This is a genomic window from Mycobacterium sp. NTMscope_Eco_3, assembly GCF_976985685.1.
The window spans coordinates 2,656,465-2,682,013 of the sequence record NZ_CDRJYZ010000001.1 but is presented as its reverse complement, the minus strand read 5'-3'; the positions used below and the strand labels follow the sequence as shown (position 1 = coordinate 2,682,013).

Below are 25,549 nucleotides of genomic sequence, written 5' to 3'. Positions count from 1 at the left end.
GCATCCGATCATGACCAGGCCGGCCGAGAATGAGCTCGCGGACATCGCACGTCGGCTGTATGAGGCCGAGCAGAACCGCGCGCCGATCCGGCAGCTGTCGCTGGACTATCCCGACATGACGATCGAGGACGCCTACGCGGTCCAGCGGGCGCTCGTCGCGCTCAAGGTCGCCGACGGGCGAGAGGTCAAGGGCCGCAAGATCGGGCTGACGTCAAAGGTGATGCAACGTGCCGTGTCGATCGACGAACCCGACTACGGCGCGCTGTTCGACGACATGTTCGTCGAGGATGGCGGCCGTGTTCCGGTTGGACGCTTCATCCGGCCGCGCATCGAGGTCGAGCTGGCGTTCGTCCTCGGTGAGGAGCTCCGCGGGCCGGGCGTCACCCTCTTCGACGTGCTGCGGGCTACCGAGTTCGTCACCCCCGCGCTGGAGATCCTCGACGCCAGGGTGCAGATGTCGGACCCCGAGACCGGTCACCTGCGCACCATCGTCGACACCATCGCCGATAACGCGGCCGACGCCGGTCTGGTCCTGGGCGGGCGGGTGGTGCGGCCGCTGGACGTGGATCTGCGCTGGGTTGCGGCGTTACTGCTGCGCAACGGCGTGATCGAGGAGTCCGGGGTGGCGGCGGCCGTACTCAACCACCCCGGCAACGGCGTCGCGTGGCTTGTGAACCGGCTTGCCCCACATGGGGTTTCGCTGCACCCCGGCGAGGTGATCCTGTCGGGCTCGTTCACCAAACCGGTGTTCGCCGAGCCGGGGGACACCTTCGTCGCGGACTACGGACCGCTCGGCACGGTGACGGTCTCCTTTGATCGCGAGGCTTCGTGACAAACCGATGGACGGAGCGCATCGCAGCCGGAGCGCCGCGAATCGGCATGTGGCTGGCCTCGGGCAGCGGTTATGTCACCGAGGTCTGCGCGGGATCCGGAATCGACTGGGTGCTCCTGGATCAGGAACACGCGCCCAACGAGCTGAGCACCACACTCGAACAATTGCAAGTGCTCGCGGGATACCCCGACGTCGACGTGCTGGTGCGCCCGCCATCCGCCGACCCGGTATCCATCAAGCGACTGCTCGACATCGGCGCGCAGAATCTCATCGTCCCGATGGTCGATGACGCGGGCGCGGCCGCTGCGACGGTGGCCGCCACCCGCTACCCGCCGGCGGGCATCCGCGGCGTCGGGAGCGCGCTCGCCCGGGCATCCCGGTGGAACCGCATCTCCGACTATCTGGCCACCGCCGATGCATCGGTGTCGCTGACGGTTCAGGTGGAGTCGCTGTCCGGTCTGGCGCATCTGGGTGACATCGCCGACGTCGACGGCGTGGACGCCGTGTTTATCGGGCCCGCAGACCTGGCGGCCTCGATGGGCAAGCTCGGGCAGCCGGAGCATTCCGACGTAGTGAGCACCATCGAGACCGCGCTGGCGACCATCGTGAAGCACGGAAAGAGCGCAGGAGTCAACGCCTTCAACAAGACGATCGCGCAGCGATACCTCGCAGCGGGGGCCAGTTTCGTTCTGGTCGGCGCCGACGTGGCCCTGCTGGCCCGCGGCGCCGAGAAGCTGGTGGACGAGTACAAGCAGTCACGTTCATGATCGAACTCGCCACCGAAGTTCGCTGGCACGACCGCCGGTTCAACGTTCCCCTGGAACGCATTCGGTACTCCGAGGAGCTCGGCTATGACGCGGTGTTCACGGCGGAAGGCTATGGATCCGAAGGGCTCGTCCCGCTGGGGTACATTGCCGGACACACCTCGAGATTGAAGCTCGGTACCCGCATCGCCCAGGTGACCAGCCGACCTCCAGCATTGGCGGCGATGGCATTCCAGACCGTCGACCACCTCGCCGGTGGTGGACGCGTGATGATCGGGCTCGGCAGTTCCAGTCCGGTTGCCGCGGAGGGCTTCTACGGCCGGAAGTGGGGAAGCCCTACGCGGCGGATGCGGGACTACGTCTCGATCCTGCGACAGGCGTTGAGGGGCGACACCATCGAGCACGAGGGCACCGAGTGGTCAGCACCTTACCGAGGGCAGGACGCCACTGGTGTTGCGCCGGTCGCCGTCGGACTGGACGTCTTGGCCGAGCTTCCGATCCTGATGGCGGCGGCGGGACCCGAAATGGTCAGTCTGGCTGCCGAAGTGGCTGACGGGTGGTTTCCGCCGGCATTCACCCCCGGCATGTTGCCCGCCGTTGTGCCACTGCTTCAACGCGGTTTCGATCGCAGGAACGACGGCAAGGGCCTCCATGACTTCGCGATCTGGGCCCACGTCGACGTGCTCGTCGACGACGACGTGCGAGCGGCCATGCACCCCTTCAAGGAGTTCGTCGTCACCTGGTCGGCGATGTTGCGGCCGTTCATGGAGGCGCGGGGCTATTCCGAGCTCGCGCAGCGGCTCGCCGACATGCTCGCCGACGTGGACGCCGTCGAGGCCGAAGCGCGAGTACAGGCCGGCGGCACATTGCTGGAGGGTGCGCTTTGGCAGGAGGCCCTGGACGCGGTGCCCGACGAATACATCGACGAGGGCTGGCTGGTTGGTCCGGTCTCCCGGATCCGCACGCGTGTCGAACCCTGGCTGGACTGCGGGCTGACGGGGCTCGTAGTCCGCTATGGACCCGAAATGACGCCTGAACCGGTCCCTGAGAACTTGGAGGTGTTCGCGGCGATCGCCGAAGCTGCAGGCAAACGCCCGATGGCGCGAACGTAGATAATTCTGACTTGAGTGTCACTCGTGTGGGCGTCTATCGACTGCAGTTCCAACGCGCATGCTGATCGCATTGATCGAGTGCAAGACCTTTGTTTCTGACTGTTGTGTCACCTATAGTTGGGTACCATGGATCTCGACTTCACGGCTGACCAGCTCGAGTTCCGCGATCGGGTCCGAACGTGGCTCGACGAGCACAAGCCGACCGAGCCCCGGCCCCGCGACGACGCAGGCATCCGCGAGTACGACCTGGCTTGGCAGCACACTCAGTGGCGGGGCGGCTGGGCGGGCATTGCCTGGCCGGAGGCGTACGGCGGCCAGGGCCTGTCTCTGATGCAGCAGCTGATCTGGTACGAGGAGTACGCGGCTCGGGGTTTTCCGGGAATCGATGCATGCTTCGTGGGGAACTCGCATGCCGGACCGACTCTGATCACCAGGGCGACCGACGAGCAGAAGTCGTTCCACTTACCGAAGATCCTTCGCGGCGAGGTGATCTGGTGTCAGGGGTTCTCCGAGCCCGATGCCGGATCGGATCTGGCGGCTCTGCGGACCAAAGCCGTCATCGACGGAGAGCACCTGGTGGTGTCGGGCCAGAAGCTGTGGACCAGCTTCGCGACCGTCGCCGACTACCAGGAGTTGTTGGTGCGCACCGACAACACCGGCAGTAAGCACAAGGGCATCACCTGGGTGATCTGTGACATGAGCACACCGGGCATCGATATCCGACCCATCGAGACGATCGAGGGCGGTTCTGAGTTCTGCGAGGTGTTCTACGACGACGTCCGCATCCCGCTATCCAACGTCGTCGGCGACGTCGGGGAGGGTTGGTCGGTGGCGATGGCCACGCTGTCCTTCGAACGCGGCACCGCGTTCACCGCCAACCAGGTTCGGCTGGCGAAGATCATCGAGGACCTCATCGACTACGCCCGTGACCACGTCGGCCCTGACGGGCGCAGACCCGCCATTGCCGATGATGAGATTGCGCGTCGGCTGGCCAGGGCGCGCGCCTCGGTTGCGTCGCTGCGGGCACTTACCTACACCAACATCTGCGAGGCGATGAAAACGGAGACGCCGGGGCCGCGCGGGTCGATCGTCAAGCTGATGTACGCCGAATTGGCCAAGGAGATCGGCAAGTTGGCGTTGGACATCGTCGGTCCCGAATCCCTTCGGCACTCTTCGCGGTGGGACGTCGACGGGTGGGTCGGTTACTACTACTACAGCTTCTCGCAGGCCATCGGGGGCGGCACGTCTGAGATTCAGCGCAATATCGTCGGCGAACGTGTGCTGGGGCTGCCCAGGTGACCCAGACAGGAGATGACCGTGGATCTGCTTCCAGGACCTGAGCAACTCGAAATCGTGGCGGCGGCGGGAGAATTCCTTGCCGAGCGGCTGCCCGTGGAACATATCCGCACCAACCGTCACACTGAAGCGGCTGTGCCCGAAGCGCTTTGGCGAGAATGCGCCGAGCTCGGACTGCTCACGCTCGGACTCGATGAGGAGTCGGGCGGCTCGGGGAGGCCCTTCGACGACGAAGTCTTGCTGTTCATCGAACTCGGCAGGCGGCTGGCACCCGGTCCGTTCCTCGCGGGCACACTCGCCGCCCGGGTCGCGGCCCGCTGCGGGGACGCAGCGCTGGCGGAGCGGATAGGGGCAGGCAATGCGACGGTGGCGCTTGCGGTCCTTCGTGGCGACGGCGGGGCGCAACCTGTTAAGGGCACCTTCGACCTGTTCGAGCCGGCGGGGGCCTCGTACGCGCTGATTGTGGCCCGCGATGGCGCTGCATTGGTAAACATCGAGTCGTTTGGCGCGCTGACGCCGGTGGTCGCGGCGGATCCGGGAACTCGAATGGCCTCCGCCACAGTCGAGTCCGCGGAACCCCTACACTGGTTGCCCGCACGGGACGAATGGATCTGGGCGCGTGCCACGGTGCTTGCGGCTGCCTATCTGACGGGCTTGGCGGCGGCCGCGGCTGCCGCCGCGACGGAGCACGCCAAGACCCGCGAGCAGTTCGGTAAGCCCATCGGCGTGCACCAGGCCATCAAGCATGCGTGCGTCGACATGGAGATCGCCGCGGAGGCGGCGCAGGCGCAGACGTTCTTCGCGGGGATCGCCCTGGCCGAGGGACGCACGGATGCGCTGCTGCAGGTGCTGTCCGCCGCGACGGTGGCCGGCTCGGCCGCAGTCGACAACGCGGCTGCGGGCATTCAGGTGTTCGGCGGGATGGGCTACACCTTCGAGAACAACATGCACCTCTATCTCAAGCGTGCCCACGTAATTCGGCACCTCTTCGCCGAGCCCACCGATGTGCTTGCGGAGCTGCTCGCCCAGGACCGCGCTCAATGAGCGGCGCCTCAAGAAACACCGCCATCGCGGGTGTCGCCCTGTCGGACGTTGGGCGGGTCGACGACAAGGGACCCTACGAGCTCATCGCTCAGGCCAGCCGCCGGGCATTGGCCGACGCCGGGCTGACGCCGGCAGACATTGACGGCCTGGCGTCCACCAGTCAGGGCACGCTGCCCCCGGTCGATATCGGTGAGTATCTCGGCCTGCGGCCACGTTGGATCGACTCGACGGCGGTCGGCGGCGCATCATGGGAGGTGATGGCCGCGCACGCGGCGGACGCGATTGCCGCCGGGCATGCCGATGTGGTGCTCCTGACGTACGGATCGACTGCGCGGGCTGATCTGCGAAAGGGCTTGCGGGGCGCCAACATCAACTGGGGTGCGCGCGGACCACTGCAATGGGAGGCGCCATACGGGCACACCCTGATTTCCAAGTACGCGATGGCCGCGCGCCGGCACATGCACGTCTATGGCACCACCATCGAGCAACTCGCCGAGGTCGCGGTGTCGGCGCGGTTCAACGCGGCTGACAACCCCGAGGCGTATTACCGGGACCCCATCACCGTCGACGACGTGCTCGCGGGCCCGATGATCGCCGACCCGTTCACGAAGCTGCACTGCTGCATCCGCAGCGACGGGGGAGCGGCCGTCGTGCTGGTCAGCGCGGAACGCGCCAAAGACCTACGAAACAAACCGGTCTGGGTGCTTGGCTCGGGCGAGACCACCTCGCACATGCTCACCTCCCAGTGGGACGACCTGACCGTCGGCCCGGCGTCGGTCAGCGGACCGCTGGCCTTCGCGCGGGCAGGCGTCTCACCCTCGGACGTTGACGTCGCCGAACTCTACGATGCGTTCACCTACATGCTGCTGATCACACTCGAGGATCTCGGCTTCTGTCAGAAGGGGGAGGGCGGCGCGTTCGTCGAGCAGGGCGCATTGCGTCTCGGCGGCCAGCTCCCTACGAACACCGATGGTGGCGGGCTCTCGGCCTGCCACCCAGGCCAGCGGGGTCTCTTCCTGTTGGTCGAGGCGGCACGCCAGCTGCGTGGTGAATGCGGACCGCGCCAGGTCCCCGACGCCCGCATTGCCTGCGTCAGCGGAACCGGCGGATGGTTCTGTTCCAGTGCCACAATGATTCTCGGCGCCGAGGAGCCGTAGGTGGCACGCGCACCGCTGAGTTCCGACGTCGCCGACATACGGTCGATGTTGGAGTTCGCGGCCGCCGCTCACGCGGATGTCGAGGCCTACGTCGAGCCGGGAGCGCGAATCACGTTCGCGGAGTGGATCGATCGGGCAAGAGCCATTGCCGCCCAGTTCGTCGAAATTGGAGTGGCCAAGGGCGACGTGGTGGCGCTGTGGCTGCCCTCGGGCATCGACTATGCGACGTGCTACGCCGCGGCGGCGATGATCGGTGCGATCACCACCGGACTGAATCCGCGGCTGGGTCGGCGCGAGCTTGAATCCATTCTGCAGCAAGCTGATCCCACGTTGATCGTCGCTGACGACAGTTGCGGTGCACTACCCGATGGGGGGCGCCGGGTGCTGTCAAGGGCGTCGCTGGATACAGCCACCTCGCGATCGGAACCCCCTGCTGTGGACTTGAACAGACGGGATCCGGTCGCCCTCGTCTTCACCAGCGGGACTACGGGGACGCCGAAGGGTGCGGTGTACGACGCCGACCGGCTCGCAGCGGGTGCGGCGGCGGCCGGCGTCATGAGCGCGCCATACGACCGTCGCCTGACATCCACCCCGTTCGCCCACGCCGGTTACATGTTCAAGCTCTGGGACCAGCTGGTGTGGGGCAGCACCCTGGTGGTACCGCCGACGCCGTGGTCGGCGCAGGGCATGTTCGACGTCCTGCGCGCTGAACGGGTCACCGTGGCAGGTGCCGTTCCAACGCAGTGGGCCAAACTGCTCGAGGTCGACGGTGTGAGCCCAGATACGTTGCCGCACTTACGGGTAGGGATCGCAGCCACGGCGCCGGCGCCCCCCGACTTGGTGCGCCGGGTCGCCGAGCGCGTCGGAGTTCCGCTCGTGGTGCGATATGCGATGACCGAGTGTCCGACCATCTGCGGCACCGAACCGACCGATCCCCCCGAAGTGCAGTTCCGTACCGTGGGGCGGCCCGCCACAGGAATGGATGTCCGCATCGGCCCCGATGGAGTGGTCGAGGTGAACGGACCCTGCGTGATGCGCGGCTACTGGCGCAACCCGGAGCTAACCGCCGAAGTGCTGCGGGACGGATGGCTGCGCACCGGTGACGTCGGCGTGCTCGGCGAGGACGGGAACCTCACGCTCGTCGGACGCAGTGGCGACATGTATATCCGGGGCGGATACAACATCCATCCCGGCGAGGTCGAGCGGACGATCGCCGGGCATCCCGGCGTGAAACAGGTTGCTGTGGTTGGCCGTTCCGCACCGGTGATCGGCGAGATCGGCGTCGCGTGCGTGGTCCCCGCGGACGGCGCCGCTCCACCGACCCTGTCCGAGCTTCGCGCACACGTCACCAGCGAACTGGCGGACTATAAGGCGCCCGACGAACTGCTCATCGTCGACGAGCTGCCCTTGACGGCGATGCTCAAGCCGGACCGGATAGCTCTGAGGGAACTGATCATTCAGCACGACAGCGACATTCAACGTCGGCAACCGACAAGAGGATAGGACCGTCAATGGGTAGACACGACGGACGGGTGGCGTTCATCACCGGCGCGGCGCGGGGTCAGGGCCGCGCACACGCGGTTCGGCTCGCCTCCGAAGGCGCCGACATCGTTGCGGTGGACATCTGCCGCGACATCGATTCGATGGACTACCCCAACGCCACGCCCCACGAGCTCGACGAAACCATCAAGCTCGTCGAGAACGAGGGCAGACGAATCGTCGCTCACCAGGCCGATGTCCGCGACGCCGACGCGCTGCAGCAGGCCGTCGACGACGGCGTTCGTGAATTCGGCAGGCTGGACGTCGTGATCGCCAACGCGGGCATCATCCGCCTCGGCGGCGACGGGGACCGCCGCCAGATCTTCCGAGACATCGTCGACGTGAACCTGGTCGGGGTGTGGAACACGGTCGAGGCGGCGCTGCCCGCGCTTATCGACGGCGGCCGCGGCGGGTCCATAGTCCTGACGAGTTCCAGCGCAGGCCTCAAGGGCATTGGCACCGACCGGGTCGGCGGGCAGGCGTACACCGCCGCCAAGCGCGGTCTCGTGGGCCTGATGCAGGTGTGGGCGAACGAGTTGGCGCAGCACTGGATTCGGGTGAACACCATCCACCCCACCGGCGTCGCGACCGGCATGGTGATGAACGAGACCATGGGCAAACTGCTGGAGTCTGGCGACACCGCAATCGAGGCCATGCAGAACGCGTTGCCCATTCAGATCTTGATGCCCGAGGATATTGCCGGTGCGGTGGCCTGGCTGGTCTCCGACGAGGCGAAGTTCATCACCGGGGTGGCCTGGCCGCTGGACGCCGGATTCGCGGTCCGCTGAAACAGGTGCTCAGGGTTGATCAGGGCGCAGCACGATGAACAATCCCTCGGCTTCGGCGCAGAGGGTGTCGCCGTGACACAGCTCCGCGCGCAGAATCCGTTTGCGTCCCTGCTCGCTGACGAACCAGGCGCGTACTACGAGTTCCTCGCCGATGGGCGTGATCGAGCGGTAGTCGGTGTGCAGATACGCGGTTCGTGCGGGGGCCCGATCACCGCTGCTGGCCAGGCGCCCGAGCACTTCATCGAAGAGCAGCGGAATCGCGCCACCGTGCACCGCACCACCACCGCCGAGAAAGTACCGGCCGAACGTGACGGTGCCCTGCACGCTTTCGTGATCGCCTGCGACGGGAATGAAATTGGGGGACATGGTCTGCCCGCGACCGGGGAGGTCGAGTCTTCTGGCGAATATCTGCCTACGCTCCGGAACGGCGTCGGGGGACAGTCTGTCGGCCCAACTCTTCAGGTCTTTGGTCAAAGCCTCGATGGTCGCTGTGTCCGGAGCGGCGGCGGCCACGTCGTCGAGGAAGTCTCGCAACGCGGCGATCATGTCGCCGTACTCCGGGCCACCGCCCGGGCTGCGGACAGTCGGTTCCTGCCAGGACCGCATCCGCGGGAAACCACCACGCTCGACGGGCTGCTCGGTCACGGTGCTCCTCGGTTTGTCATTTTTCAAGACTAATGCATTGACATTAATCTTAGGCGCTGCGATGCTGGCGTGGCGTGCGTCACAACACGTCGCGAACGAAACTGCCCGCACACCGTAGGAGCGAAAATGCCGGAAGTCGGAACGGGATCGGCTGGTCCACTGGCCGGCCTAGTGGTGGTCGACCTGTCCACGACACTGCCCGGTGCGCAGGCGACGCAGTTCCTCGCCGACTGCGGCGCCGAGGTGATCATGGTCGAGCCGCCCGACGGCAGTCCGCTGCGCGGCCTCGCGAGCTGGCCCGCTCTGCTGCGTGGCAAGCGCAGCGTGACACTGGACGTGCATGACGACGCCGATCTCGACCGGCTGCGGGCGCTGCTGCAGCGCGCCGACGTCATGGTGAACACTATGCGGCCCACAACCGCCGAGCGGTTGGGTCTCACCCACGACGCACTGTCGCGGCGGTACCCGCGACTCGTGGTGGCAACGATCACCGGATGGGGCTCGACAGGTCCGTTCCGGGATTACAAGGGCTGGGAGGCGCTGGTGATGGCCAAGACCGGCGTCATGCACGAGAAGCGCGGCCTCACCCCGCGACCGGGTCCGGCCTTCGTCACCTTCTCCTATGCGTCCTGGGGCGCGGCGCACGCCGCCGTTCAGGGAGTGCTCGCGGCGTTGATCGAGCGGGAGACCAGCGGGCTGGGTCAGGTCGTCGAGACCAACCTGGTGACCGGAATGGGTTCGATGGATCCGTACAACTGGTTCTACGAGATGGTGCTCGAACGCTATCCGGGCGCATACGAGCCGATGGATGCTGCCTATGACGACCAGGGCAGGCCGCAGGCGTACCTCATTTACGCGCTGCTGGTGTGTCCGACCAAGGACGGCCGATGGCTGCAGTTCGCCCAGGTGTCACCCAAGCTGATCGGTGCGTGGCTCAAGGAACTGGATCTGCTGGGAGAACTCGCGGATCCGAAGTGGCAGGGCTTCCCCATGCTCCCAACTCCCGAACTCCGCACCGAGTGGTGGGACATGATGATCGAGCGGGTGCGGGGCCGCACGCTCGCCGAGTGGCAGCAGGCCATGGCGGAGAACCTCGACCTCAGCGGGGAGCTGTTCCGGACTCCTGAGGAGTCGCTGGACCATCCTCAAACCGCACACGAAGGCCGTGCCGTAACCGTGACCGACCCCGAGTTCGGGCCGGTACGGCAGCCGTCGACCCTCATTCACGCAGAGGGCAGGCCGCTGACCGAGCTGCGGCCCGCCCCACGACTCGGTGAGCACAACGATGCACCGATCGTCGCGGATCCGGTGGAAGCCACGACGATCAACGGCGTCGCTGCGGATCGCCCGCCGCTTAACGGTGTGACGGTGCTGGAGTTCGGCAGCATGTTCGCGGGCCCGTACGGCGCCACGCTGTTGGCCGACCTGGGTGCGCGCGTGATCAAGGTCGAGCCGCTCGAAGGGGACAACATAAGGAGTCTGGTCGCGTTCCCGGAGGCCGGCGGGGGAAAGGTACTGCAGGGCAAGGAGAGTGTCGCCATCGACTTCACCAAGCCGGAGGGGCTCGACCTGGTGTACGAACTCGCGAAGCGGTCCGACATCGTGCTTCAGTGCTTCCGCGGGAAGGCTGCCGAGCGGGCGAAGATCGACGAGGCGTCGCTGCGGGCGGTCAACCCCGACCTGGCCTTTGTGACTACCTCCGGCTACGGGCTCGACGGCCCGTTCGCGCACCGCGCGGCTTACGCACCGTCGGTCGGCGCGGCGTCGGGCCTTTCGCTGATCGACAGCCACGATTCGGGTGACCCACCTGCTGACGTGGACGACCTTCACCGACGGGCAGTCCAGCTTCACGCGGGCGGCACCGTCCCCGCGGTGCAGTCCGACGGCATCGCGGCGCACGGCGTCGGTTCAGCGCTACTCGTCGCGTTGTACGCCAAGCGCCGCGGCATGAAGCTGACGAACGTGGTCACCACCATGCTCGGCACCGTCCAGCAGGCGATGATTCCGTACAACGCGAGCTACGCGTCGCGTCCGGCGGAACGTGCCGCCGATGACCAGTTCTTCGGAATGAATGCGCTCTACCGGATGTACCGCGCGGCCGACGGCTACGTCTTCCTCGCCGCACCGCTGCCGCGCGAATGGCCTGCGTTGGCCAAGGCCATGTCACCCTACGTCGAGCTGCACACCGACGAGCGGTTCGCCGACGCCGACGCCCGCGCGGCTCACGACGACGACCTGATCGCTGCGCTGACACCGGTGTTCGCCACCAAGACCAAGTTGGAGTGGGAACACGAACTGACCGCGCAGGACGTCGGATGCGTCGAGGTGGTGGAGGCGAACTCAGAACTGGTGCTTCAGACTGACCCGTACTTCGAGGCCGGCTACGCGGTGGAGGCGGTCAGCCCCATCTTCGAGGAGCACCGTCGTCTAGCGCCGTTGTGTCGGTTCTCGCGATCGCGGACACGGGCGGATGCGGGCTGCACGATCGGTCAGCACACGGACGCAGTACTGCGCGAACTCGGACTCGACGAGAACGCGATCGGCGCCCTGCGGGAGAACGCGGTGATCGGCGGCGGCAGCTAGACCGTCAGGAGTCGTCGGCGGCGATTAGCGCACGGGTTTCGTATGACACCGGTGCGGTCAGCATGCCCACCCAGGTGTCCACATAGTTGTGCAGCTGCGCCTCGCTGACTCCGTGCCCGGATCGGGCGGACGCAGCCAGCACGTTGATCAAGCTGATGTACAGCTGGAACGTCCGTCCGCGCCTGATCCGCTCGGGCAGGTCCTGCAGCGCGGCGTCGACCAACTCCTCCAGCTGCTCCTGGGTCCACTCGTCGTCGACGTGATCCGGCCAATAGTCGCTGCGCGCCCGGGGATCCTCACTGAGCCGAGCCAGGAACGGCACGAACATCTCGCCCGCGGCGATGCTGTTGGCGAGCGGCCGCACCAGCAGCCACACCACGGCGCGGGGATCCGCCTCCTTGCCCTGCTCGCGCATAGTCGCGAGCATCCGCTGTCGATCGGCTCCGAGCGAGGCCTGGCGGTAGGAGACGAGCGCGCGGATGAGGCCGTCGCGAGAGCCGAAGTGGTACCTGATCACGGAGGTGTTGGACTGTCCTGCAGCTTGCTGGATCTCCCGCAACGTCACCGCCTCGATGCCACGCGTGGCGAATAGCCGTTCGGCGACCTCCATGAGCATCACGCGTGTGGATTCACCCGAGGCGTTGCGACGCCGCGTGGCCGCCTGCGAATCGGCGCTCAGTTCGCTCATCGCGGTTCCTCCCGTCCGTCACAGTTCTACCGCTGGCCACGCCGATGTCGAGATAATAATGGACAAGCATTAAAAATGCTGGACTTTCCTGCCCCCTGGCTGGCATCATCAGCAGCAGCGGCTCGGACCCTTGGAGGACGAATGAGCATGATCTGGACGAACTCGGGAGACTCTCACTTTCTGGAACCCGACGACCTGTGGCAATCGCGGTTGCCCAAACGACTCGCCGACCTGACGCCGCGCGCGGAGAAGGATCCCGACGGGGAGTACGAGACCGTCTTTGTCGACGGGCAGATCTTCCGGCGCAAGCTCCCGTCGTCGGCGATGACGGCCTTCTTCGAGGAGAGCATGAAGCCGCAAGGCATCCGCGATGCCAAGGCCCGCATCGGGGACCTGGATAAGGAAGGCGTCTGGGGTGAGGTGATCTTCCCCTCGCTGGGAATGTGGGGTTCGACGTTCCGCACCCCCGAACTGCTCAAGGCGTGCATGCGCGCCAGCAACGAATGGGCGCTCGAGGAGATCTGCGCCGTGTCGCCGCGCTACGTGGTGACCGCGCAGGTGTCGACGCTGGTTGTCGAGGACGCGATCGAGGAGTTGCACTGGTCCGCGGGACAGGGCTTCAAGGCGGTCTTCCTGCCGACCACACCGCACCCGAGCGCCCCCGACTGGCACCGAAAGGAATGGGAGCCATTCTGGGCCGCCGCCGAGGAAGCCCGCATGGTGATCGCCTTTCACATCGGCACCGACCCCGTGGACATGACGGTCGGCGGCGCCAGCGGTGGTGCGGGCATGGTCTACCGCGGACCGGGTGGGGCAGTGCTGAACTATGCGGAGACGACCTTCTCGGGGCAGCGCGCGGCGATGAAGATGGTCGCCTCCGGGGCCCTGGATCGCCATCCCGATCTGAAGGTGCTCATCTCCGAAGGTGGAGCCACGTGGGTGCCGTTCCTTGGCGACCGGATGCTCGAGGGATACCGCCAGCACCATATGGCGGTACGGCCCAAGCTTTCCCGCAGCCCCAAGGAGATCCTCTACAGCCAGGTCTACGCGTCGTTCCAGCATGACGAAACCGCCGTGGCCGCCTTCGACCACATGGGCTACAAGAACGTGATGTTCGGCAGCGACTACCCGCACATGGAGGGAACCTTCGGTCACACGCAGGACACCCTCAAGGGTCTCTTCGACGGCGTGAGCGACGAGACTAGGCTACGGATCACCCAGGGCACTTTCTATGAACTGTTCCCCGACGTGCCGCCGATCCCGGCCGAGAAGTTCTGAGCGCATGTCGAATACATCGGGCCTACGCGACGTCGCCATCGTCGGCGTTGGCGCCACGCCCTACTACAAGCGTGGCGGCTCGCTGCCCAGGTCGATCACCGAGTTGGCCGGTGAAGCCATCCTGGCCGCCTGCGAGGATGCCGGTGTTCCGGTCACCGACATCGACGGTTTCGCCTATTACTCGGGTGCTAGCGCAGGCTACACCGAGAAGATGGACACCGCTGATTTCGTGGAAACCCTTGGCATTCCCGAAGTTCGGTTCACCGCGGCGCTGACGTCCGGCGGAGGTGGTTCGGCGGGGGCAATCGGGTTGGCGCGTGCCGCGATCGTGGCGGGTGACGCCTCGGTGGTGGTCACGGTGATGGCGTTGCAGCAGGCTAAGCAGCGCCTGGGGTCTGTGTTCTCAGCGATGGACCCGGATCCGATCAACTCGTTCCTGCAGCCGTCGGGCCTCTTCGGGCCGGGCCAGCTGATGTCCGTCCTGGCCCGCCGGCACATGCACCTGTATGGCACCCGCCGCGAAGCCTTCGCGGAGATCGCAATGTCGACGCGGACCAACGCGTTGAACCGACCGAAGGCCATGCACCGCCAGCCACTGACGTTGGAGGACTACTTCAACGCCAGGATGATCGCAGAGCCCTTGTGTCTCTACGACTTCTGCCAGGAAACCGACGGCGCCGTCGCGGTGATCACCACCAGTATGGATCGGGCTAAGGACCTCAAGCAGCCGCCGGTACCGGTGGTCGCCGCCGCGCACGGCGGTGTGCGCGATTGGGGCAGAGCGTTCGCCTGGATGGGGATGCCGGACGAATACTTCGCGTCCTCGGGCAACGCGCCCATCGCCAAGCGACTCTATGAGCAGGCCGGCGTCGGGGCCGCCGATATCGACGTGGCGCTCTTGTATGACCACTTCTCGCCGATGGTGCTGATGCAGCTCGAGGACTACGGGTTCTGCGGCAAGGGCGAAGGTGGCGCGTTCGTCGAGAGTGGAGCCATCCGGTTCGACGGCGGCCGCATCCCGGTCAACACCCACGGCGGACAACTGTCCGAGGCCTACATCATCGGAATGACTCACATCCTGGAGGGGGTCGAGCAGATGCGCGGTACGGCCATCAATCAAGTGAAGGACGCCGAATTGGCTTTGGTCACAGGCGGTCCTGCGAGCTTGCCGGTCAGCGGCCTCATTCTGGGGAAGGCGGCGTGAGTACCGCGGCAGCAATTCTGGCCACCACCATCCCCGGCGAGCACGTCCGGATTGCGGTCAGCAAAGACACCGAGCCTTTCTGGCAGGCCGCGAAGGAGCGTCGCCTCGTCGCGCCGCAGTGCGCGGAGTGTCAGACGTTCCGGCTGCCCCCGACACCGTTCTGCCCCAATTGCCAGTCCAAGGAAGTGAATTGGGTCGAGCTCAGTGGTGTGGCAACGGTGTACAGCTTTGCGGTGGTGCACGGGTTTCCCGGCATGCCGGACTTGCTGTTGGTGCCTGCGGTCCTCGACCTGCCCGACGCGCCTGGAGCCCGGCTGGTGTCCAATGTCGTTGACGTCGCACCAGCCGACGTCGCCATCGGCATGTCGCTGCGCGTGGACTTCTCACCCATCGCGGACGGTTGGCTACTGCCGATCTTCCGTGTCGCTCAAACCGATTAAGGAGTGAAACGCCATGTCCGACGACAGTGCGCTTCATGAGAAGCCGCTGGAGTTTCTCACCAGCATCGCCAATACCGGCGGAGACTGCGACGGCCAGGCCATTCTCCCCGTGAACGGTCACTTCCGGTGCACGTGCTCGTGCGGCGAGTGGGACGTGAATGTCGATGACCCGCAGGAAGGCCTGCGCCAGGCGAGGATTCACACAGCTAGCGCGACCGACTAGTTTCTGAGGAGCCGAACGCATGGGTAGTCTCGACGGCAAAGTTGTCTTCATCACCGGTGCAGCGCGTGGTCAGGGCCGCGCTCACGCGGTGCGACTGGCCGCGAACGGCGCGGACATCGTGGCGCTGGACATCTGCCGTGACATCGATTCCATCGACTACCCCAACGCCAGCCCGGAAGACTTGGACGAGACCGTCGAGCTCGTCGAGAAGGAGGGCAGGCGCATCGTCGCGCGTCAGGCCGACGTGCGTGATGCCGATGCCGTCGAGCAGGTCGTCGCAGATGGTCTCGGCGAATTCGGTCGACTCGACATCGTCATCGCGAACGCCGGAGTCATCCGGCTCGGCGCCGGTGGAGACCGGCGAAAGGCGTTCCGCGACATCGTCGATGTCAACCTGATCGGCGTCTGGAACACCGTGGAGGCCGCCACCCCCGCACTGGTCGAAGGGGGACGCGGTGGGTCGATCGTGATCACCTCGTCGAGTGCCGGACTCAAGGGCACCGGCACCGACAGGGTGGGAGGGCAGGCCTACACAGCAGCCAAGCGCGGACTCGTCGGCTTGATGCAAGTGTGGGCAAACGAATTGGCGCAGTATTCCATTCGCGTCAACACGATTCATCCGACGGGCGTGGCCACGGGGATGGTGATGAACGACGCGATGGCGGCGATGTTCGAAGCAAACGACCCCGCGCTGTCGACGATGCAGAACGCGTTACCGATTCAGATCCTGATGCCCGAGGACATCGCGAACGCGGTGGCCTTCCTGGTCTCTGACGAAGCCAAGTTCATCACCGGCACTGCTTGGCCGCTTGACGCCGGCTTCGCCGTCCGCTGACCGCCCGAGAGGAAGTAATCGACAATGACGAGTTCCGTTGACGTCGAGCGTCCCAAAGTCGAATTGCGCATCGGTGCCGAACGGTTATCCACCGGCTCGGGCGGTGTGCGTCAGCACATCGATCCCACGACCGGTCGGCCAGACGCCGACGTCCCAATGGCCGGGCCGTCCGAGGTTGACCGGGCCGTGCGGGTGGCGCACGCGGCATATCTGAACTGGCGCCGCACCAAACCCGCAGACCGTCGGCAGCTGCTGATGCGCCTCGCCGATCTCATCGAAGCGCGCTCGGAGGACTTCGCGCGAATGGCCGCGCTGGACAACGGCACACCGATCGCGACCTCGTCGGTCATGCTCCCCGTGGCGGTCGAGTGGACCCGCTACTACGCCGGGTGGGCAGACAAGCTCAGCAGTGAGGTGACCGCGACGCTGCGGGCGGACGGCGAGTTCAGCTACACGCTGGCGCAGCCATGGGGCGTCATCGGTGCGATCATCACGTGGAATGGCCCGCTGATCTCGTTGGCGATGAAAGTTCCTGCGGCAATCGCGGCAGGAAACACCGTCGTCATCAAGCCGTCGGAGTTGACGCCCTTCACCGCGGGGCTCTTCGCCGACGTCGCCGCAGATGCCGGGATTCCCGCCGGCGTCATCAACGTCGTGCCCGGTGGGGCCGAAGCAGGCGCAGCGCTTGTCGAACACCCGTTGGTGAAGAAGATCAGTTTCACCGGCGGACCCGAGACGGCGCGAAAGATCTTGCGGTCCTGCGCCGATCAGATCAAGCCGGCGGTGATGGAACTTGGTGGAAAGTCGGGCAACATCGTATTCGCCGACGCAGACCTCGACACCGCATGCGGAATCGGAACGATGATGTCGGTCGGAATACTCAGCGGGCAGGGCTGCGCCTTCCCCACTCGAATGATCGTCGAGCGATCGATCTACGACGAGGTCATCGAGCGGGTGAAAACGATCGCCGGTTTCTTGAAGGTGGGCCATCCGTTCGAGGCCGACACGATCTCCGGACCGGTCGTCAGTCAGCAGGCGCTGAACCGGATCTCGGGAATGGTCGAGCGGGCCATCGCGGACGGCGCGCGCCTGGTAATTGGCGGCGGACGCCTGGGCGGTGAGCTCGCCGACGGGTATTTCCTCGAGCCCACCATCCTCGCCGACGTGGACCCGCAATCGGAGCTGGCGCAGACCGAAGTGTTCGGGCCAGTGCTCTCGATGATCCCGTTCGACGACGAGGAGCATGCGATCGAGATCGCGAACGGCACCCCGTACGGTCTGTCGGGCTACGTCTTCACAAACAATCTGCGCCGCGCGCACCGGGTGGCCGAGGAACTCGACACGGGCGAGGTGCTTATCAACGGCGCCCCTAACCTCGGTTGCACGCGCCCGTTTGGCGGCATCGGCATCAGTGGGATGGGCAAGGAAGGTGGCCGAGCGGGTCTCGAGGAGTTCCTGCATTTCAAGACCGTGAGCATGGCGTGACGGCGGCGACTGGTCAGGTGGCCTCCGACGAAGACGTCCTCGACCACGCCAGCGCTTCGCTGACCCTGCACGTGGGCGACCTAAACGCGTCAGTGCGTTGGTATTCCAGTGTTTTCGGGACCCGGCCCGTCCACCGCGGCACCGACACAAGCCTCGACGGCGTCGGCACGTCCTTCGCCGTGTTTCTTCTTGCGGGCATGAAGGTGTTCCTGAGCGAAACGGGAGCCGACCACGTCGATTGCGACCACGAATCACATCCGCCCACTCTTGTCTTCATGACGCGAAGGCCACTCGGACCGCTTCGCCGCCAAATCGAGAGTCGCGGCGCGCTTTTCAGAGATGAGACCGTGGATGGGTTCCCGGCCGATGCCGACGGCGTCCGTGCGGGTCGCAATGCTGAGTTCCTGTGGTTCTACGACCTCGACGGCAACAAGATGGAGTTTTGCCGAGTTTTGAAGAAGGACTGACATCATGACGCGGGGGATCGAAATGCGCTGGAGGGGGCTGTCATGATCTTGCCTGCCGACTACATCCCAATGCCCACCGAGCTCAGCCCTCCCACCGGCTCGTCTGTGGGTTTCACCGCCGCAGCCGCCGTCATTGTGGTGGCGTTGCTGGTGTGGTGGTGGTTCTCCGGCGAACGCCGGAGGGGACCCATCCTGCCGTTGCTCTTCGTTGGCATTGCCATATCGGCCATCGTGGTCGAACCGGTCTACGACAACACCCTCCTGTACTGGTATCCGCCGGACGACGCGCTCGGATTGTTCAACGCATATGAGCGAACCGTGCCCTTGTTCACCGTGATTGGCTATGCCTGGTTCTTCGGTGGGACGTCTTACATTCTGTGGCGGCTGTTCCAGCGCGGGGTGAGCAGACGACAGATCTGGGGTCTGTTCGGAATCGTGGTCTTTATCGACGCGCTGGCGACCGCCACGGCAGGCTGGCTTGGGATCAGCGGGTTTTACGGCGACCAACCGTTCATGTTCGGCGGAGTAAATGTGTGGTTCGCCTTCGCCGACGCCACCGGTTCGATCGTCGGTGCCGTGATCCTCTACCTCTTGGTGCCCCGGCTGCAGGGCTGGAAGTGGCTGTGGTTGTTGGTGATCCCGACGATCTCGTACGGCGCTGTTCTCGGCGGTGTGACGTCACCGGTGGTCCTCGGCCTGCATTCGGATTGGACGACGTCGGGCCGATGGCTTGGCGGCGCAGGAACCATCGCGCTGTGTTGCGTCGTCACGTATGGGTGCATTGCGATTGCGGAGAAGGGCTTGTCTTTCGGAGCACTGTCGATTCCGCGCAACGACACGGCACCCGAACCTGCGACCAGCGTTCCGTCGCACTGACCATGGCTGACGCGGCAGTTCCGTTGACGTTCGACGTCACGGCAGGAGTGGGCACCGGTGAGCAGTTGACGCAGGCGGCATGGGCGTTCCTTCCCGACCGGCCTGCCGATGCGCGAGCGGTGCTTCTATGTCTCGCCGGTGGTACCTATGACAAGCACTATTGGCACATCGACATCGACGGCCATCGCGGGTACAGCTTCGGTCAGCACCTTGCCGATTCCGGCTTCATCGTGATCGCCGTCGATCACCTCGGCATCGGCGCAAGCAGCGACCCTGTTGCTTCGGGTCCTCTGGGATTGCGGTTGCTTGCCGCCGGCGACGCCGAAGTGGCGCGACAGGTACGAAATCGGCTGAGCCGCGGCACCTTGCTCGACGGCGTCCCGCCGACTGATGCGCCGCTGGTAGGTGTCGGGCATTCGATGGGCGCGTGCTTGACCACAATGGTGCAGGCCACGGCCCACCCGTATGACGCCGTGGTGCTTCTGGGCTACGGCGTGCAGATCACCAACGTATACGAAAAGACCTCTGATGCAGCCGAACTCGAGCAACGCATCCAGCAAACGATCGAGGCGTCATGCCAACTCACTGGTGCCGAGCCCACAGACAGTCACACCGTCGCACCCCGCGATTACCTAGCTGATTTGTTCTACGCGGGGGAAGTCCCGCGGGAAGTGGTCGACGCCGACACCGCCGTACAGAGTCGCGTTCCGCTGCGGGCCGCCGCCGAGGTCACCACCCCGGGATTCGTCGAGGATTACACCTCAAGTGTTGATGTACCTGTCTTTTTGGCGTTCGGCGCAACGACTGATGTATCGCCGAATCCTTATGCCGAGCCGGCCAACTACTCCGCCGCTCCCGACGTCACCCTGCACCTGGTCCCGAAGTCCGGCCACTGCCACAACTTCGCGAGTCACCGTACCCTGCTATGGGACCGCATCGCGGCGTGGGTACCGACCGTCGTCCGATCCTTCGACCGGTAGGAGCGCCGAATGACCGAGGTCATCGGTTTCATTGGTGCAGGGCAACTCGGAGAGCCGATGGTTCTCAGATTGCTCGGCGCCGGCCACGATGTGCTCGTGTACAGCCGTCGCGCCGAGGTGCGGGACCGTCTCACTGCCGGTGGCGCAACCTCCGTCGGCTCGGTAGCCGAGCTGGCTTCGCAGAGCGACATCCTGCTGTCGTGCCTGTTCTCCGACACGCAGTTGCGCGAAACCGGCTTGGGACCAGACGGTTTCATCGCCAACGCCAAGGCTGGGTCAGTATTTGTCTCTCACACCACTGGAACCGTGACCATCCTCGAAGCATTGCGGGACAGCTCGTCGTCGGCGCCGGTGATTCTGGACGCCCCCCGGTCAGCGGAACAGCGGAGAACATCTCCGCGGGCACGCTGACCGTGCTGGTCGGGTGGTCCGACCGACGCTGTCGAGACGGTGATACCCAGCTGCCTACGCCGAACCGGTGGTGCCGACCGGCGAACTGGGCAGCGCGCTGGCCATCAAGCTGATCAACAATCTCCTGTTCGCCGCCAACGCGCAACTTGCTGCCGCGGCAACAGAACTCGGTGACAAGTTGAACGTAGATTCAGGCGCGTTGCTCTCCGTGCTCCAGGTCTGCAGCGGTCGAAGCGGTGCCGCCGCGCATGCCCACCGCATCGGAGGGATCGACCTGCTCACGGAGAAGGCGGGACCGCTTCTACGCAAGGACGTCGCAGCGTGCCGGGAGGCAGCGACCGAGGCAGGAGTTGATCTTTGGTCTGTTGGGTGAAGTGGTGCACGAAGGGCCCCTATCGCTCCAGGACAGCGCCGGCTGAACGCGCCGGGCTCATTTCTTGGGTGAGGCATCCCAGAAGTCGCGGTTGGTCAGTATTTTGCCGTCGCGCACGGTCCCCACCGAAGCGCCGTGCAGACCGGCCGGTTGCATGATCCATTCGACGGCGAACTGATCGCCACTGACCAGTGCCGCGAGAACCTCATAGCCGGCACCCGGCGCGAGTTTCAGTGCGCCGTCGACGAAGGCGCGGGCTTCGCTTGCGCCCGTGGCGGTATGGCCAGTCGGGACGTCTTCCAGGACGACATCGTCGTCGAACCACGCGCTTATCGCCTCCGCGTCACCGGAATCCCAGTCTGCGTAGTAGCGCTTCACCCAGGACGCGTCGTCGGTCGGTGTCAGTTTGTCGGACACTGTGGGTCTCCTTCTGCGGTTGTCAAGATGCGGCGGATCGCACCTTCGAGCGGTTGACCGTCATCGCGGCCCAGGTCTTCGGCGCCGGCAGCGGCCAACGCGGGGTGGATGGTGTTGTCTTCGGCGCGGCTGCGGGTGGCCAGCCAGCCGACAAACATCAGGTATGTGGCGGTGAATGTCTGTACGGCAACCTCTTCGGTGAATCCCGCTCGGCGCAGGATGTCCAGGGCAGTATCGGTGAGCCGGGTGGCCGCCGCCGACGGACCGGTCGAGGTCAACGCGTGCAGCCCAGCGCCCGGATAGGCCAGGAAAGCGCGGTCCATCGCGAGGACCAGTTCGACATACTGGTCGATCCACGAGGCGTCCGGATTCATCCGCACATCGATCCGCGCGGCGACCGCCTCGACAACACGATCGGCGAGGTCGTCACCGCCACGTAGATGGTAGTGAATTGCGGGGGGTGTCACCCCGCATTCGGCTGCGACTTCCCGAACTGTCAACTCTGCCAATGACGATCGCGCGACGACACGTAGTGCCGCGTCGACGACGTCGACCTTCGAAATAGGAGACGGCTGAGTCCCGCCTCGGCGTCTCATGGCTCAGCACCCCTTCCTGCTGGCGTCGGCCAATCCCATTATGCCATAGTAAATGGGATTGACGAGAGAGGGTCTGATGGAGGCCGATGTTGTGGTTGTTGGAGGTGGGATAGCCGGATGTACGCTCGCGATCCGGCTGGCCAACGCGGGCATCGCCGTGAGGGTCCTCGAACGTGAGCAGGCCTACCGCGACATCGTGCGTGGAGAGGCCATGGTGCCCTGGGGTTTTCGCGAGGCCGTCGAGGTGGGGGTAGCCGAGACGATATTGCAGGCCGACGGTGTGTCGGTGATGACGAAGATGGTCCCGTACGACGAGGGCTTCAGCGTCGAGGAGGCCCAGCGGCGTTCCAGGGACTTGTCCACCGCGGTCCAGAACGCGCCGGGTGTGGTGGGCGTGGGCCATCCGGAGCTGCGCGAGGCGCTGGCCACGGCCGCGGTCAAGGCCGGCGCCGAGGTTGTGCGCGGCGTTCGCCGGACGGCAATAACGGCCGGTACGACCCCCTCGGTCGGCTACCAGACGGACGACGGCAGGCAAACCGCCATGTGCCGGTTGATCGTCGGCGCCGACGGCAAGATGTCGGCCACCAGGTCTGCGCTCGGGATGACGCTGTTCACCACACAGGCTCGGGTCCGGTTGTCGGGCATGCTGGTTGACGACGGGGGAGTGTGGGATCGCGCGGAAACCGCCATCTCGGTGGACGGCCGGAACCAGTACATCGTCCTCCCGCGAGCGGACAACCGATTGCGGCTCTACGTCGGTCGCAGTGTCGACGATCCCGCACCCCTGAAGGGGATCTCGGCGGTCGGGGAATTCATGAACGCGTTCCGAACGCCGATTTTCCCAAATTCGGATGTGCTCGCCGCTTCCACCCCGATCGGTCCGTGCGCGACTTTTCCGATGAATGATGCCTGGGTTGACGAGCCCGTCGTGCCTGGCGCGGTGCTCATCGGCGATGCGGCCGGCTGGAGCAATCCGGTTACCGCCCAGGGACTCAGCATCAGCATGCGTGACGTGCGGGTGCTGTCGGAGGCGCTGCTGGGCAGTTCCGACTGGGCACCGCACGGGCTGGCTGGGTATGTCCAGGAACGGCGCCTGCGGATGGGACGTCTGCGCTTCGCCAGTGCGCTGACAGACCTGCTCACTGGATTCGGCATGCCGGATCGTTTGGCCCGTAGGGCACGGATGTTCAAGCTGCTGCACCACCGTCCCGAGCTCGGTGCGGCCCTGGATGCGGTGCATGCCGGGCCGTGGGAAGCCCCGGAAGAGGCCTACACACCAGACATCTTGACCACGCTGGCGCTGGCCTGAGCCAGCTACAGCTGTCGCAGGTACCGCTCGACCAGATCGACCGCGGACTGCGGATAGCTGCGCGCGGTCGTCACATCCAGGCCGTCGCGCACTAACAGCAGCGCAAGCCGGTTGTTGATCAGGGACAATACGAACGCCGCCACCAGCTGGTAGTAGATGATGTCACCGGTCAAGTTCCCCCCGAATTCCCGGTAACGACTGACGAATTCGTCATCGGTCGGCACTCCCGGAGGCCTGGTGAACCCCAGCGACTCGCAGAGAAACGTCTCGAACATGAGCCACCAGCCGAGATCGATCTCGGCGGGCCCGGTGCTGGCTGTCTCCCAATCAAACAGGGCAGCCACCGAGAGATCATCGGCGAACGACATGTTGCCGACACGCGCGTCTCCCCAGACGATGGTCTCGGCGTCGATATCGGGAGCCTGATCGTGGATCACCCGCAGCGCACGGGCCAATATGTCTGCGCCAACCTTCAGGTCATCTCGGCACCAGTCATACCAACCTTGCAGGGTGCGCAGGTAGCGCTGCAGTGCGGTGAACCCATGGGGACCGTCGGCGCGAAGGAACGCCAGGTCGTCCGGGGCGTTGACCTGGTGGACCGTCACCAGTGCGCGTAGGCCGTTGTCGCACAGTAATTCCCGATCAGCGGCGGACAACGCTGCGGTCCACCCGCGCTTATGCCAGCTCGGGACATCGGACGGCGTGCGGCCGGGTACCCGTCGCATCACGTAGAACGGTGCTCCCAGTATCGACGGATCTGTCTCGACGCCGACGATGTGTGGCACTGCGATTCCGTGCCGGCCGAGCCGACGCATCACCTCGGCTTGCCGGGGTGCGTCGGGTGTGGTGAACAGCTGATGATCCTTCGCCTGCAGTCGCAGCACCAGATCCTCGCTGTGAGGACGGCGCTGCGGATGATCGGTCCACGTCGCCGTGAAGAACACGGTCTTGCCGGAGTAGCCGGCGTCCGGCGCGCTGAGACCGGAAATCTCCATCGACGTCGCGTTGTCGGGCGTCAGGCGTTGCGGCAGCCAGCTACGCATGATGTCGTCGATCCCAGAACCGATATCACCACGCGTTGACGTGTAGGCCACGGTGTATCCCTTTCGCCCACAAAATGAACACTAGTGTCAGAATAGGACGATGGACGCCGAAATATCCAGTGACATACCGCTCGGTGCCTACACGCTGCCGGGGCGGATTTCCGATCCGCGGGCGGCGGTGGGGCAGGCCGTAGCGGCCGAAACGCTGGGACTGCGCACCCTGTGGCTGAGCGAAAGGTGGGGGACCAAAGACCTGGGCGTGATCGCGGGTGCACTCAGCCAGGTCACCTCAACGGTGCGGATCGCTTCGGGCATAACCCACTTCCAGCCCCGTCATCCCGCGCTGCTAGCTTCGCTGGCGATGACGGCCCAGGCGTTGTCGGATGGCCGGTTCATCCTGGGCATCGGGCGTTCCGTGGACGCCATGTGGGCCGCGGTCGGTCTGCCGCGCTCGACGAATGCATCGATCATTGACCACGCCGATATCTTCCGGCGACTCTGCCGTGGGGAGAAGGTGCGCTACGACGGACCGGCAGGTCGGTATCCGTCGCTGCGACTCAACGATGTACCCGATCAACCGGTGCCGCCGCTGGTTTTCGCCGCGATCGGGCCGAAAGGTCTGGAGTTGGCCGGTCGGCACTTCGATGGTGTGTTGCTGCACCCGTTTCTGACTCCGGCCGCGGTGGCGCACTCGGTAGCGGTCGTCAGGGGCGCCGAGCGATCCGCAGGCCGGCCGGCAGGCAGCGTGCGCGTATATGCCACGGTGATAGTCGCCTGCGATCTTCGCGCCGAGGAGGAACTCGCCGTGGTGGGGGCCAGGGCGGTCACGTATTACCAGATTCCAGGGTTCGGGGAGCGGTTGGCGAACGTGAATGGGTGGGATGTGGATGCGTTGGAGCGCTTACGTTCTCACCCGCTGCTCGCGGGCATACGGGGTTCGGCGGATTCGGTGCTCACTCGCGAGCAGCTCGTCGAGGTGGCATCGGTGATGCCCGTTGAATGGACCGGGGAGGCGGCAGCGGTCGGATCACCGCGCACTTGCCACGAGGCTTTCGAACGCTATCGCGATGCGGGTGCCGACGAGCTCGTCCTGCACGGCAGTACCCCTGATAGGTTAGGCCCGTTGTTTCCGATGACCAAGGCAGGTTCCTGACGGAGAGATTC

25 protein-coding genes and 1 pseudogene are annotated in these 25,549 nt (G+C 65.5%); 21 read left to right on the top strand and 5 right to left on the bottom strand.

All coding sequences use genetic code 11. The features are described from left to right. Window positions 1-10: 10 nt before the first annotated feature. From hpaH to AC0KTM_RS12250, 8 genes are all read left to right on the top strand, one after another. Window positions 11-832: a 2-oxo-hept-4-ene-1,7-dioate hydratase gene (hpaH, locus tag AC0KTM_RS12285; protein ID WP_014384950.1), complete on the top strand. Its 822-nt coding sequence runs from the start codon at window positions 11-13 to the stop codon at window positions 830-832. Continuing rightward, on the top strand, window positions 829-1,599 hold the full coding sequence (locus AC0KTM_RS12280) for an aldolase/citrate lyase family protein (RefSeq protein WP_472415627.1): 771 nt from the start codon (window positions 829-831) through the stop codon (window positions 1,597-1,599). The genes hpaH and AC0KTM_RS12280 overlap by 4 nt, the downstream gene beginning before the upstream one ends. Beyond that, on the top strand, window positions 1,596-2,708 hold the full coding sequence (locus AC0KTM_RS12275; RefSeq protein ID WP_472415626.1) for an LLM class flavin-dependent oxidoreductase: 1,113 nt from the start codon (window positions 1,596-1,598) through the stop codon (window positions 2,706-2,708). The genes AC0KTM_RS12280 and AC0KTM_RS12275 overlap by 4 nt, the downstream gene beginning before the upstream one ends. A 126-nt stretch (window positions 2,709-2,834) precedes the next feature. Continuing rightward, window positions 2,835-4,007 carry an acyl-CoA dehydrogenase family protein gene (locus AC0KTM_RS12270; protein ID WP_472415625.1) on the top strand — a complete coding sequence of 391 codons (1,173 nt, stop codon included), beginning with the start codon at window positions 2,835-2,837 and terminating at the stop codon, window positions 4,005-4,007. Between the two features lie 12 nt (window positions 4,008-4,019). Then, window positions 4,020-5,048, top strand: coding sequence for an acyl-CoA dehydrogenase family protein (locus tag AC0KTM_RS12265; protein ID WP_014384946.1), 1,029 nt, complete (start codon window positions 4,020-4,022; stop codon window positions 5,046-5,048). Beyond that, entirely contained in the window at window positions 5,045-6,205 is a 1,161-nt protein-coding gene (locus tag AC0KTM_RS12260) for an acetyl-CoA acetyltransferase (RefSeq protein ID WP_472415624.1), read from the top strand. Before AC0KTM_RS12265 ends, AC0KTM_RS12260 begins: the two co-directional genes overlap by 4 nt. After that, entirely contained in the window at window positions 6,206-7,708 is a 1,503-nt protein-coding gene (locus AC0KTM_RS12255; protein WP_472415623.1) for a class I adenylate-forming enzyme family protein, read from the top strand. Between the two features lie 8 nt (window positions 7,709-7,716). Further along, the gene (locus tag AC0KTM_RS12250) at window positions 7,717-8,532 is read left to right on the top strand and encodes a mycofactocin-coupled SDR family oxidoreductase (RefSeq protein ID WP_472415622.1); all 816 of its coding nucleotides are present in this window, start codon (window positions 7,717-7,719) and stop codon (window positions 8,530-8,532) included. Between the two features lie 9 nt (window positions 8,533-8,541). Here AC0KTM_RS12250 and AC0KTM_RS12245 read toward each other — a convergent pair whose 3' ends face one another. Next, window positions 8,542-9,078, bottom strand: coding sequence for a hotdog domain-containing protein (locus AC0KTM_RS12245; protein WP_472417449.1), 537 nt, complete (start codon window positions 9,076-9,078; stop codon window positions 8,542-8,544). Between the two features lie 225 nt (window positions 9,079-9,303). On the opposite strand from AC0KTM_RS12245, the gene AC0KTM_RS12240 reads away from it, so the two are divergent. Continuing rightward, entirely contained in the window at window positions 9,304-11,760 is a 2,457-nt protein-coding gene (locus tag AC0KTM_RS12240) for a CaiB/BaiF CoA transferase family protein (RefSeq protein ID WP_041785002.1), read from the top strand. 4 nt (window positions 11,761-11,764) lie between these two features. Here the strand turns inward: AC0KTM_RS12240 and AC0KTM_RS12235 are convergent, their stop codons facing one another. After that, a complete protein-coding gene (locus AC0KTM_RS12235; protein ID WP_014384940.1) occupies window positions 11,765-12,448 on the bottom strand; it encodes a TetR/AcrR family transcriptional regulator in 684 nt (227 codons plus the stop codon). A 141-nt stretch (window positions 12,449-12,589) separates the two neighbouring features. On the opposite strand from AC0KTM_RS12235, the gene AC0KTM_RS12230 reads away from it, so the two are divergent. From AC0KTM_RS12230 to AC0KTM_RS12185, 10 genes and pseudogenes are all read left to right on the top strand, one after another. Further along, window positions 12,590-13,726 carry an amidohydrolase family protein gene (locus AC0KTM_RS12230; RefSeq protein WP_201407130.1) on the top strand — a complete coding sequence of 379 codons (1,137 nt, stop codon included), beginning with the start codon at window positions 12,590-12,592 and terminating at the stop codon, window positions 13,724-13,726. 4 nt (window positions 13,727-13,730) lie between these two features. Continuing rightward, on the top strand, window positions 13,731-14,930 hold the full coding sequence (locus AC0KTM_RS12225; RefSeq protein ID WP_472415621.1) for a thiolase C-terminal domain-containing protein: 1,200 nt from the start codon (window positions 13,731-13,733) through the stop codon (window positions 14,928-14,930). Continuing rightward, window positions 14,927-15,370, top strand: a complete 444-nt coding sequence (locus AC0KTM_RS12220) for a Zn-ribbon domain-containing OB-fold protein (protein WP_472415620.1) — start codon at window positions 14,927-14,929, stop codon at window positions 15,368-15,370. Before AC0KTM_RS12225 ends, AC0KTM_RS12220 begins: the two co-directional genes overlap by 4 nt. A gap of 13 nt (window positions 15,371-15,383) precedes the next feature. After that, window positions 15,384-15,593, top strand: a complete 210-nt coding sequence (locus tag AC0KTM_RS12215; protein ID WP_014384936.1) for a hypothetical protein — start codon at window positions 15,384-15,386, stop codon at window positions 15,591-15,593. 19 nt (window positions 15,594-15,612) lie between these two features. Further along, the gene (locus AC0KTM_RS12210) at window positions 15,613-16,428 is read left to right on the top strand and encodes a mycofactocin-coupled SDR family oxidoreductase (RefSeq protein WP_472415619.1); all 816 of its coding nucleotides are present in this window, start codon (window positions 15,613-15,615) and stop codon (window positions 16,426-16,428) included. A 24-nt stretch (window positions 16,429-16,452) separates the two neighbouring features. Further along, window positions 16,453-17,913 (top strand): aldehyde dehydrogenase family protein, encoded by a 1,461-nt coding sequence (locus AC0KTM_RS12205; protein WP_472415618.1) that lies wholly within the window; start codon window positions 16,453-16,455, stop codon window positions 17,911-17,913. Next, window positions 17,910-18,380 carry a VOC family protein gene (locus tag AC0KTM_RS12200; protein WP_472415617.1) on the top strand — a complete coding sequence of 157 codons (471 nt, stop codon included), beginning with the start codon at window positions 17,910-17,912 and terminating at the stop codon, window positions 18,378-18,380. The genes AC0KTM_RS12205 and AC0KTM_RS12200 overlap by 4 nt, the downstream gene beginning before the upstream one ends. Window positions 18,381-18,422: 42 nt before the next feature. Beyond that, window positions 18,423-19,256, top strand: coding sequence for a hypothetical protein (locus tag AC0KTM_RS12195; RefSeq protein ID WP_472415616.1), 834 nt, complete (start codon window positions 18,423-18,425; stop codon window positions 19,254-19,256). Window positions 19,257-19,258: 2 nt separating this feature from the next. Then, window positions 19,259-20,236 carry an alpha/beta hydrolase gene (locus tag AC0KTM_RS12190; protein ID WP_472415615.1) on the top strand — a complete coding sequence of 326 codons (978 nt, stop codon included), beginning with the start codon at window positions 19,259-19,261 and terminating at the stop codon, window positions 20,234-20,236. Between the two features lie 9 nt (window positions 20,237-20,245). Beyond that, window positions 20,246-21,066: pseudogene (locus AC0KTM_RS12185) on the top strand (NAD(P)-dependent oxidoreductase). Window positions 21,067-21,077: 11 nt separating this feature from the next. Here AC0KTM_RS12185 and AC0KTM_RS12180 read toward each other — a convergent pair. Both AC0KTM_RS12180 and AC0KTM_RS12175 read right to left on the bottom strand, forming a co-directional pair. Beyond that, window positions 21,078-21,437 (bottom strand): nuclear transport factor 2 family protein, encoded by a 360-nt coding sequence (locus AC0KTM_RS12180; protein ID WP_472415614.1) that lies wholly within the window; start codon window positions 21,435-21,437, stop codon window positions 21,078-21,080. Continuing rightward, entirely contained in the window at window positions 21,422-22,033 is a 612-nt protein-coding gene (locus tag AC0KTM_RS12175; protein ID WP_472415613.1) for a TetR family transcriptional regulator, read from the bottom strand. Before AC0KTM_RS12175 ends, AC0KTM_RS12180 begins: the two co-directional genes overlap by 16 nt. A gap of 52 nt (window positions 22,034-22,085) precedes the next feature. On the opposite strand from AC0KTM_RS12175, the gene AC0KTM_RS12170 reads away from it, so the two are divergent. Further along, entirely contained in the window at window positions 22,086-23,342 is a 1,257-nt protein-coding gene (locus AC0KTM_RS12170) for an FAD-dependent oxidoreductase (RefSeq protein WP_472415612.1), read from the top strand. Window positions 23,343-23,347: 5 nt separating this feature from the next. On the opposite strand, the gene AC0KTM_RS12165 is transcribed toward AC0KTM_RS12170, so the two are convergent. Continuing rightward, window positions 23,348-24,436: a phosphotransferase family protein gene (locus AC0KTM_RS12165; protein WP_472415611.1), complete on the bottom strand. Its 1,089-nt coding sequence runs from the start codon at window positions 24,434-24,436 to the stop codon at window positions 23,348-23,350. A gap of 49 nt (window positions 24,437-24,485) precedes the next feature. Here AC0KTM_RS12165 and AC0KTM_RS12160 point away from each other — a divergent pair, with 49 nt between their 5' ends. Beyond that, entirely contained in the window at window positions 24,486-25,538 is a 1,053-nt protein-coding gene (locus AC0KTM_RS12160) for a TIGR03857 family LLM class F420-dependent oxidoreductase (protein ID WP_472415610.1), read from the top strand. Window positions 25,539-25,549 lie beyond the last annotated feature (11 nt).

Bases quoted from the DNA above. Each gene is read 5' to 3' on its own strand.
- hpaH (WP_014384950.1), top strand. From the start codon at position 11: ATGACCAGGCCGGCCGAGAATGAGCTCGCGGACATCGCACGTCGGCTG.
- AC0KTM_RS12275 (WP_472415626.1), top strand. From the start codon at position 1,596: ATGATCGAACTCGCCACCGAAGTTCGCTGGCACGACCGCCGGTTCAAC.
- AC0KTM_RS12270 (WP_472415625.1), top strand. From the start codon at position 2,835: ATGGATCTCGACTTCACGGCTGACCAGCTCGAGTTCCGCGATCGGGTC.
- AC0KTM_RS12265 (WP_014384946.1), top strand. From the start codon at position 4,020: ATGACCGTGGATCTGCTTCCAGGACCTGAGCAACTCGAAATCGTGGCG.
- AC0KTM_RS12260 (WP_472415624.1), top strand. From the start codon at position 5,045: ATGAGCGGCGCCTCAAGAAACACCGCCATCGCGGGTGTCGCCCTGTCG.
- AC0KTM_RS12250 (WP_472415622.1), top strand. From the start codon at position 7,717: ATGGGTAGACACGACGGACGGGTGGCGTTCATCACCGGCGCGGCGCGG.
- AC0KTM_RS12245 (WP_472417449.1), bottom strand. From the start codon at position 9,078: ATGATCGCCGCGTTGCGAGACTTCCTCGACGACGTGGCCGCCGCCGCT.
- AC0KTM_RS12240 (WP_041785002.1), top strand. From the start codon at position 9,304: ATGCCGGAAGTCGGAACGGGATCGGCTGGTCCACTGGCCGGCCTAGTG.
- AC0KTM_RS12235 (WP_014384940.1), bottom strand. From the start codon at position 12,448: ATGAGCGAACTGAGCGCCGATTCGCAGGCGGCCACGCGGCGTCGCAAC.
- AC0KTM_RS12230 (WP_201407130.1), top strand. From the start codon at position 12,590: ATGAGCATGATCTGGACGAACTCGGGAGACTCTCACTTTCTGGAACCC.
- AC0KTM_RS12225 (WP_472415621.1), top strand. From the start codon at position 13,731: ATGTCGAATACATCGGGCCTACGCGACGTCGCCATCGTCGGCGTTGGC.
- AC0KTM_RS12215 (WP_014384936.1), top strand. From the start codon at position 15,384: ATGTCCGACGACAGTGCGCTTCATGAGAAGCCGCTGGAGTTTCTCACC.
- AC0KTM_RS12210 (WP_472415619.1), top strand. From the start codon at position 15,613: ATGGGTAGTCTCGACGGCAAAGTTGTCTTCATCACCGGTGCAGCGCGT.
- AC0KTM_RS12205 (WP_472415618.1), top strand. From the start codon at position 16,453: ATGACGAGTTCCGTTGACGTCGAGCGTCCCAAAGTCGAATTGCGCATC.
- AC0KTM_RS12195 (WP_472415616.1), top strand. From the start codon at position 18,423: ATGATCTTGCCTGCCGACTACATCCCAATGCCCACCGAGCTCAGCCCT.
- AC0KTM_RS12190 (WP_472415615.1), top strand. From the start codon at position 19,259: ATGGCTGACGCGGCAGTTCCGTTGACGTTCGACGTCACGGCAGGAGTG.
- AC0KTM_RS12175 (WP_472415613.1), bottom strand. From the start codon at position 22,033: ATGAGACGCCGAGGCGGGACTCAGCCGTCTCCTATTTCGAAGGTCGAC.
- AC0KTM_RS12170 (WP_472415612.1), top strand. From the start codon at position 22,086: ATGGGATTGACGAGAGAGGGTCTGATGGAGGCCGATGTTGTGGTTGTT.
- AC0KTM_RS12160 (WP_472415610.1), top strand. From the start codon at position 24,486: ATGGACGCCGAAATATCCAGTGACATACCGCTCGGTGCCTACACGCTG.